The following is a 7,679-nucleotide window of genomic DNA, read 5'->3' on the forward strand; positions in this document are numbered from 1 at the left end:
TTTCCTAGCAAATGTTTTATTTTTCAAACATAAAATAGTCAAAAAACAGCGGGTAACTTTGCTTATTAATTGACTATTTTATTAAACTAACGGGAAATATATTGTTTCCAAATGGAAAAATCCAATAAACGCTGAAAGATTAATAGTTTTTCTAAATATAACCTTATGCAATCAGAATTATTTTCTAGTACTTAACACAGAAAGTACTCTTTTATGTTCCTTTTCATCAAGATTATAGAAATAGATAGCAAATAGTTCAATTATGACAAAGACTGCTGGAATAATTGTCATTGTTATTAAAATTCCATGTAATGCAGTTGCTGTTTGAATCTGGTTGGCAACATAGCCGAAATTAGCTAGGATTAAACCTGGAACGATTCCGCCAATAGCCATACCGAACTTAAAGAAGAAACCAACTAAAGCATAAATGACACCGCTTGCACGTTTACCCGTTTTATATTCACCATAATCAATCGTCTCCGGAATTAACGCCCATGTAAAACCGCCTGCTGTGATTGTACCAATTGCTGCAATAGCTCTTGATGCAAAAACAAGTGGAACCATGGAAGCTGGCACTAGGAATAGAGCAATCAAACCAATAGCCTTACAAGATAAAGCTGTAAATAGTAATTTTTTCTTTCCCATCCATTTATACATCATTGGCATTAATGGCATAAGAACAAGTGCTGGAAGTGTTCCTAATAACCCATACCATTTTACAAGTTCTGGTTTCCCAACGTTATACGTAACATAATAAATACCAACAGAGTTAACAATCGAATTCACGCCGAAGTTAAGAATAAAGAATAAACATACGATGAGAAGCGGACGATTACTCTTTAATTGAATAAATATATCCTTAAATGTAATCTTATCTTCTTCCTTATGAGAAATAGGTACGCGTTCTTTTGTATTATAAAAGCTATAAATCAATAAAAAGGCTCCGACAATTCCCATGATAGACATCGTGATTTGCCAACCAGTACTTGTTGCGCCAGATACACCTGTAAAGATTCCAGCTAAAAGTGGCACACCGAAAGAAACAATTAATCCACCAGTATTGGAAAATAGCATTCTATAAGAAGTTAAACTAACAACCTCTTTATTATCTTGAGTGATAGCTGACGTAAGGGCTGTATACGGAATATTAATAACGGAATAGGTTATTGATAATAAAATATAAGTTATATAGGCATAAACAAGTTTCATCGGGTCAGAAAATCCTGGTGTTGTAAAGCAAAGAATTGCTACACCTGCAAAGGGAAAAGCACCATATAAAAGATATGGACGAAATCTTCCGTATTTTGTATTGGTTTTATCAACAAGTGTTCCAATAAATGGATCGAGAACGGCATCAATTAGCCGAACGATTAAGAACATCAATCCAGCTGCTGCAGCTGTGATTCCAAAAACGTCCGTGTAAAAGAATAATAGATAGCTACTCACTGTTTGATAGATAAAATTACAAGCTAAATCTCCAGTGGCATAGCCAAGTTTTTCTTTCGTTCTAATTTTTACTGTGGGAACCACCGGAATGTTCTCTGCAAGTCTTGTGTTCATATTTATCCCCCTTTTTGCTAATTATTGTTCCATTCATACAATATGAATGCTTCCTCGTATTTGGAGTGATTTCTATCACCTTTCCAAAAATAGTTATTTATCGAACAAAAGATTAGATAAAAAATTTTTTCTCTCACAGCTCTTCTAAATTAAGCCTATCGTCCATTCAATACGAAAACACAATGCCTACTATCACCTTTAAATTGTTATCGATTTCTTATGTAGGATGGTAGTACTAGCAAAGTATGCCATTATATCAGTGATACTTTTGATTTCACTCCATATTAGCGCTTACAAAATGATCAAATCAAAAAGAGCTTTATTATCTATACTTATCGCTATTATTTATACCAAATGATTGAACAAAATAATTCGAATAATTCTAAAAACACTTTCGGATTCTTCCCAGTTAAATCCTTAATTTTTTCTAATCGATAGTTCAAAGTATTTCTATGAATATTCAATTTTTTCGTCGTGTTGTGAATATCGCCATTTTCTTCTATAAATATTTGCAATGTATGAAAAAGCTCTTTATTATTTCCTGACTTATCTAACCCTGCTAAACTGGAATCAATATTATTTCTTTCATAGGAAGTAAGATGAATAAATAATTTAAAATCATCATAGTAATAGACTTTTTCTGATGGCTTTATTTTATTTCCGACCTCCCATGCACTGTCTGCTTGTTCCAATGAAACAGCAGCTAACTCCTCCTTGTCACCGATTGCTATTTTTTCTATTTCTATTCTTTCTATTAAGCCTTTTATTACTTCCATCACTTTAGTTTGTTCCGTAATAAATAGAACAATTTTATTAGGATTAATGGTAGAGTAATGTCTAAAATCTTCTAAAAATGTCTTAAAAGCTTTTGTATTTAAATTTCCTTTGATGACGATTGCTTGACATTTCTGCGTAAGGTCAATTCCATAAAATTTTCCTTGTTGCAAAAATTCATCGTCATAGCATGTTTTTCTTAGTAATAATTCGTTATAAAATTTCTCACGCCTCATTCTGTCGTTTTGCGTTTTCTTATTTACGCTTTCCTGTTCAATTAGTAATTTGGCGGTAGCGCCAACCAACTTACTAAATGGTCTCACTTCATCTGGATGCCCAGTAATTCCGATAACTCCTATAATTTCATCATTAATTACAATAGGTTCATTGACTCCAGGTTTCATTGACTCTTCTTCCATATAAACCTCATAGATTTTTTGAGTAACAAGAACCTTTGATGCTCCCTTATGCAAAGTTCCGATTCTTTTCTTATCTCCGCTTCCAAAAATGATTCCTTTTTCATTCATAAGATTAATATTATAAGGGATGATATTCATCATTTCCTTTGCTACCTTTTCCGCAATTTGTTTCGATAATTTCATCCCATCACCTTTTCTTACGAGGTATCCATTTTACATGACTAAATTCATCGATCGTATCATATTCTCAGAAGTACGCTCTAGATTCTGCTTGCCATTTGCTAATGCCTCCTCGAGCGTGGTTACTCCTTGCATGATACAAAAAATAGAATCAATTTTTTCATATAATGAATCAATATTATTACCGATTTTACCAGCAAAGGCCACTACGGGTTTATTATACTTTTTAGCGACCGAAGCAACACCTATAGGGGTTTTTCCAAATTTGGTTTGGAAATCTATACAGCCTTCACCTGTCCAGACCATATCCGCCCCCTTCACTTTCTCTTCCAATGATGAATATCGAATGACAATATCAATGCCTTTTTTTAACGTTCCATTTAAAAACACCATCAATCCAGCACCCAAGCCTCCTGCTGCTCCTGCACCTGGTACATTAAGAATGTCTATGTGAAATTCTTCTTTAATTATAGCCGCATAATTCATTAAATTTCTGTCTAATTGTTGAGCGATTTCTAATGTCGCACCTTTTTGTGGTCCAAACACATAGGATGCTCCTTGCTCACCACAGAGGGGATTATTAACATCACACGCAACCTCAACTGATAGATCTTTTATGCGCGAATCTAAATTTTTTATATCTATTCTTGCCAGCCGTCCTAATTCTCCACCTCCAAACCCGAGCTCCTTTCCATTTTCATCAAAAAACTTTCCACCTAGAGCCTGTACCAGCCCAGCACCACCATCATTTGTAGCGCTTCCACCAATACCTACGATAAGTTTTTTAATATCATGATCTAGACAAGCTTTTATTAATTGACCAGTTCCATAAGTAGTCGTAATAAGCGGATTCCTTTCTTCATTTGCTACCAAATGAATGCCACTTGCACTAGCCATATCAATAATTCCTGTTTGGCTATCTTCTAAAATACCATATGATGCTGTCACTTCACGCCCAAGAGGATCTAATACTTTTACATTGTATATTTTACCTTTATTAGCATTTACTAGCAATTCCATTGTGCTTTCTCCACCATCTGCCATTGGCACTTGGAGACAGGTAATCCGATTATTTGCTTTCTTAATCCCTCTTTCCATAGCCTCACATGCTTCTCTTGCTGTCATGCTCTCTTTAAAAGAGTCTGGAGCTAAAACAATTACAAAATCGTTTTTTATGATTACTCACCCCTTTCTTTTTAAATAAAAAAGTATAGATAGCGCTTTCTATTTAAAAATATTACTCTATTTTTCTTTGGATTGATATAGTCATATTTACTAAAAATTTTGTACATTTGCACAAATTTTTTAGAAGCTTAATTCGTACTTCCTACTATATTGCGATTTTAATTATTATTAATTAAATTCGTGAATGGAAAGGAACAGTAGCCTATAGAAGTATTGAAAGGACAGTGTCTGCTGCGAAATAGAACTTTGTCCTTTTATCTGTTAAACTTCATTAAATGGAAATATACGAAAACAACATGAAAAAAGACGAATCCAACACGAATTCGCCTTTTTCCATTTAATTATTTTACCATTTCTCTGGGTTTTCCTTCCAAGCATTTAAGCTTACTAAATCTGATTCTTCAATATAGCCTTTTTTCTGTGCTACTTCTAATAAACTTGTATAGTCTGTTAATGAATATGCTGCAATTTCAGCATCACTAAGGAGCTCTTTTCCCTTTGGTAATTCATATGTAAAAATAGCAACGACCCCAAGAACATCACAGCCTGCTTCTCGTAAACTATTAACAGCTGTAATAACACTTCCGCCTGTTGAAATTAGATCTTCGACTACTACTACTTTTTGCCCTTTATCCACTTTTCCTTCGATCTGATTCCCTTTTCCGTGCGCTTTTGCTTTGGAGCGTACATAGGCCATCGGTAAATCAAGAATATCACTCACCCATGCTGCATGGGGAATACCTGCTGTTGCAGTTCCTGCCACTACCTCTGTTTCTGGAAATTTCTCTTTAATTAATTCAGCTAATCCAGTTGCAATATTTTTACGCACCTTTGGATAGGACAAGGTTAGGCGATTATCGCAATAGATCGGTGATTTCAGCCCTGAAGACCATGTAAATGGATTATTTGGTTGTAAAAAAACGGCTTTAATATCTAATAGTTGTTCTGCAATTTCATGTTTCATATCGTGATGCCCTCCCACTCTGATTTAAATAATGAATAGCTTTCATATGGATTATCTGCTCTTGTAATCGAACGCCCTACAACAATTGCTGATACCCCGTTTGCACGCGCAACCTTTGGTGTTGCTACACGTACTTGATCCTGCACTTCATCTGTTTTTAAACGAATCCCTGGAGTTACTGTTAAAAATGAATCCCCTAATCGCTCACGAATCGCTGCCGCTTCTAAAGTTGAGCAAACGACGCCATCTAGCCCAGCCTCTTTCGTAATCGCTGCGTAATGCAATACGGATTCATGTAAAGGAACTTTAATTAATTGCTCTTTCTGCATGCTTGCTTCCGAAGTACTTGTTAGCTGTGTCACACCAATACATTTCGCTCGCTTCATTCCAGAAGGTGTACCTGCTACGAGTCCCTCAACTGCACGAGCCATCATGTCGATTCCACCAGCTGCATGAACATTCACTAAATCAACACCTAAGCTAGCAATATTTTTCATAGCACTTCCAACCGTGTTTGGAATATCATGTAGTTTTAAGTCTAGGAAAATTTGATGATTTTGTTCCTTTAATTCGTGGATGATGCTTGGTCCTTCTTTGTAAAATAACTCCATCCCAACTTTAAGGAATAATGATTCTCCGTTAAAGCCTTTTAAAAAGGAATGCACCTCGTCCTTACTTGCAAAATCAAGCGCGATGATAAGCGAATTGTTCATGCTTTCCCCAGCTCCTTCCCGTTACTTCTGAAATATGTTCAAATCCGTATTTGTCTAACAGCTCAGGTAATTCATCTATTATTTTCGGGCAAATAAATGGATCTACAAAGTTTGCTGTACCAACTGCTACTGCACTTGCGCCTGCATAGAAAAACTCTAATACATCTTCAGCAGTGGTTACTCCACCCATGCCGATAATCGGTAAGTTAACAGCCTGACTTACTTCATAAATCATCCGGATTGCTACAGGCTTAACGGCTGGTCCAGATAATCCTCCCGTTTTGTTAGCTAAAATCGGCTGACCTGTCTTTAAATCAAGACGCATGCCAACAAGGGTGTTAATCATGGTAATCCCATCTGCTCCTCCAGCTTCCACCGCACGAGCCATCTCAACAATATTCGTTACATTTGGTGAAAGCTTTACATATACCGGAACTTCTGATACTTCCTTTACCTTTTTCGTTAATTCCTTTGCAACTTCTGGAATTGTTCCGAAAGCAATGCCTCCTGTTTTTACATTCGGACAAGAAATGTTTAATTCTAGTGCCTTAACATTTGATGCTTTTGATATTTCTTTTGCAACAGCAACATAATCCTCTTCCACTGATCCAGCAACATTTGCAATTATCGGTATATCAAACTGGCTAAGCCAAGGCAATTCTTCGCCAACCACTTTTTTAAGACCGGGGTTTTGAAGACCTATAGCGTTGAGCATCCCAGAAGTTGTTTCTGCTACTCGTGGTGTTGGATTTCCGAAACGTGGCTCCAATGTAGTTGCTTTAATCATGATGGCACCAAGCTTGCTTAAATCATATAAGTTGCTGTATTCCCGTCCAAATCCAAAACAGCCAGAAGCAGGCATAATTGGGTTTTTAAGCTGTAATCCCGGAAGATTTACTTCAAGTCGGTTCATAGGACAACCTCCCCTGTTCTAAATACTGGTCCATCTGTACATACCTTTTTATAGCTAAAGCCTGTCGGATCATCTGCTGTATGACATACACAAGCAAAACATGCACCGATCCCACAGCCCATTCTTTCTTCTAAAGAAATGAAGACCTTTTTGTCTGGAAATGTTCTTTCTAGATTTTTAAGCATGGGAGTTGGACCGCAGGAGTATAATACGTCAAATTCCAGCCCTTCTTGAAAAATTGCATCTGTGACAAATCCTTGTGTCCCATAGCTGCCATCCACTGTTGCAACATACGTATCGCCAAGTAAAGCAAACTTCTCTTCATAAAAAGCAACGGATTCTGTTTGGAATCCTAATACTGTAATAACCTTCACGCCTTTGGCAACTAGACGATTAGCTAATTCATATAAAGGAGGCACACCGATTCCTCCACCAACTAATAAGGCTGTTTGTGCTGATTCACATTCTTCGACTGGAAATCCATTCCCTAAAGGTCCAAGAATATCAACCGTCTCTCCTGCTGTTTTTTTGGCAAGAAGCTTTGTGCCCGCTCCTTCTGCTCGGTAAATCATCGTAAATGTTTTTCTTTCCTGATCAATCCGACAAATACTAATCGGACGTCTTAATAAAGGCGTTACACTATCACTTACTTTAATATGAACAAATTGCCCTGGCTCGTTCATTTCAGAGACAAGCTCACCAGTTAAGGTGAGCTCCATAATATTTTCAGCTATTACTTTCTGTTCGACTACTGTGCAGATTTCATTTTTAATCATACTAACACTGCCTCCGGTTGCATTTTGCTTGGCTCCATTGCATCTGTAGAGAAAGTCATGGATTCGACTACCCGAAGAATAGCCTCTGCTGTATCTAAAGATGTTAAGCATGGAATACCATTTTCAACAGATTCGCGTCTAATGCGGAATCCGTCTCTTGCAGGCTGGCTTCCTTTTGAGAAGGTATTAATCACA

7 protein-coding genes and 1 pseudogene are annotated in these 7,679 nt (G+C 36.6%); all 8 read right to left on the minus strand.

Going from position 1 to position 7,679, the window contains the following annotated elements:
* Positions 1 to 177 precede the first annotated feature (177 nt).
* Positions 178 to 1,560, minus strand: a complete 1,383-nt coding sequence (locus RTL21_RS08515) for a glycoside-pentoside-hexuronide (GPH):cation symporter (protein WP_312095257.1) — start codon at positions 1,558 to 1,560, stop codon at positions 178 to 180.
* Positions 1,561 to 1,901: 341 nt separating this feature from the next.
* Complete coding sequence (locus RTL21_RS08520) at positions 1,902 to 2,936, minus strand: CdaR family transcriptional regulator (RefSeq protein WP_312095259.1); 1,035 nt, start codon at positions 2,934 to 2,936, stop codon at positions 1,902 to 1,904.
* Between the two features lie 30 nt (positions 2,937 to 2,966).
* Positions 2,967 to 4,109, minus strand: coding sequence for a glycerate kinase family protein (locus tag RTL21_RS08525; RefSeq protein ID WP_312095360.1), 1,143 nt, complete (start codon positions 4,107 to 4,109; stop codon positions 2,967 to 2,969).
* 355 nt (positions 4,110 to 4,464) lie between these two features.
* The gene (gene pyrE / locus RTL21_RS08530; protein WP_312095261.1) at positions 4,465 to 5,082 is read right to left on the minus strand and encodes an orotate phosphoribosyltransferase; all 618 of its coding nucleotides are present in this window, start codon (positions 5,080 to 5,082) and stop codon (positions 4,465 to 4,467) included.
* Positions 5,079 to 5,795: an orotidine-5'-phosphate decarboxylase gene (gene pyrF, locus RTL21_RS08535; protein WP_312095263.1), complete on the minus strand. Its 717-nt coding sequence runs from the start codon at positions 5,793 to 5,795 to the stop codon at positions 5,079 to 5,081. Before pyrF ends, pyrE begins: the two co-directional genes overlap by 4 nt.
* Positions 5,767 to 6,708, minus strand: coding sequence for a dihydroorotate dehydrogenase (locus tag RTL21_RS08540; RefSeq protein ID WP_312095265.1), 942 nt, complete (start codon positions 6,706 to 6,708; stop codon positions 5,767 to 5,769). Before RTL21_RS08540 ends, pyrF begins: the two co-directional genes overlap by 29 nt.
* Entirely contained in the window at positions 6,705 to 7,484 is a 780-nt protein-coding gene (locus RTL21_RS08545; protein WP_312095267.1) for a dihydroorotate dehydrogenase electron transfer subunit, read from the minus strand. The genes RTL21_RS08540 and RTL21_RS08545 overlap by 4 nt, the downstream gene beginning before the upstream one ends.
* Positions 7,481 to 7,679, minus strand: a pseudogene (locus tag RTL21_RS08550) (carbamoyl phosphate synthase large subunit); the annotation flags it as partial. The pseudogene RTL21_RS08550 and the gene RTL21_RS08545, both read right to left, overlap by 4 nt.

Source organism: Niallia sp. (genome assembly GCF_031978665.1).
GTDB lineage: Bacteria > Bacillota > Bacilli > Bacillales > Cytobacillaceae > Niallia.

What these genes read in the sequence shown, in the direction of transcription:
- RTL21_RS08520 (WP_312095259.1), bottom strand. Translation starts at nt 2,936, where the DNA reads ATGAAATTATCGAAACAAATTGCGGAAAAGGTAGCAAAGGAAATGATG.
- pyrE (WP_312095261.1), bottom strand. Translation starts at nt 5,082, where the DNA reads ATGAAACATGAAATTGCAGAACAACTATTAGATATTAAAGCCGTTTTT.
- RTL21_RS08540 (WP_312095265.1), bottom strand. Translation starts at nt 6,708, where the DNA reads ATGAACCGACTTGAAGTAAATCTTCCGGGATTACAGCTTAAAAACCCA.
- RTL21_RS08545 (WP_312095267.1), bottom strand. Translation starts at nt 7,484, where the DNA reads ATGATTAAAAATGAAATCTGCACAGTAGTCGAACAGAAAGTAATAGCT.
- pyrF (WP_312095263.1), bottom strand. Translation starts at nt 5,795, where the DNA reads ATGAACAATTCGCTTATCATCGCGCTTGATTTTGCAAGTAAGGACGAG.
- RTL21_RS08515 (WP_312095257.1), bottom strand. Translation starts at nt 1,560, where the DNA reads ATGAACACAAGACTTGCAGAGAACATTCCGGTGGTTCCCACAGTAAAA.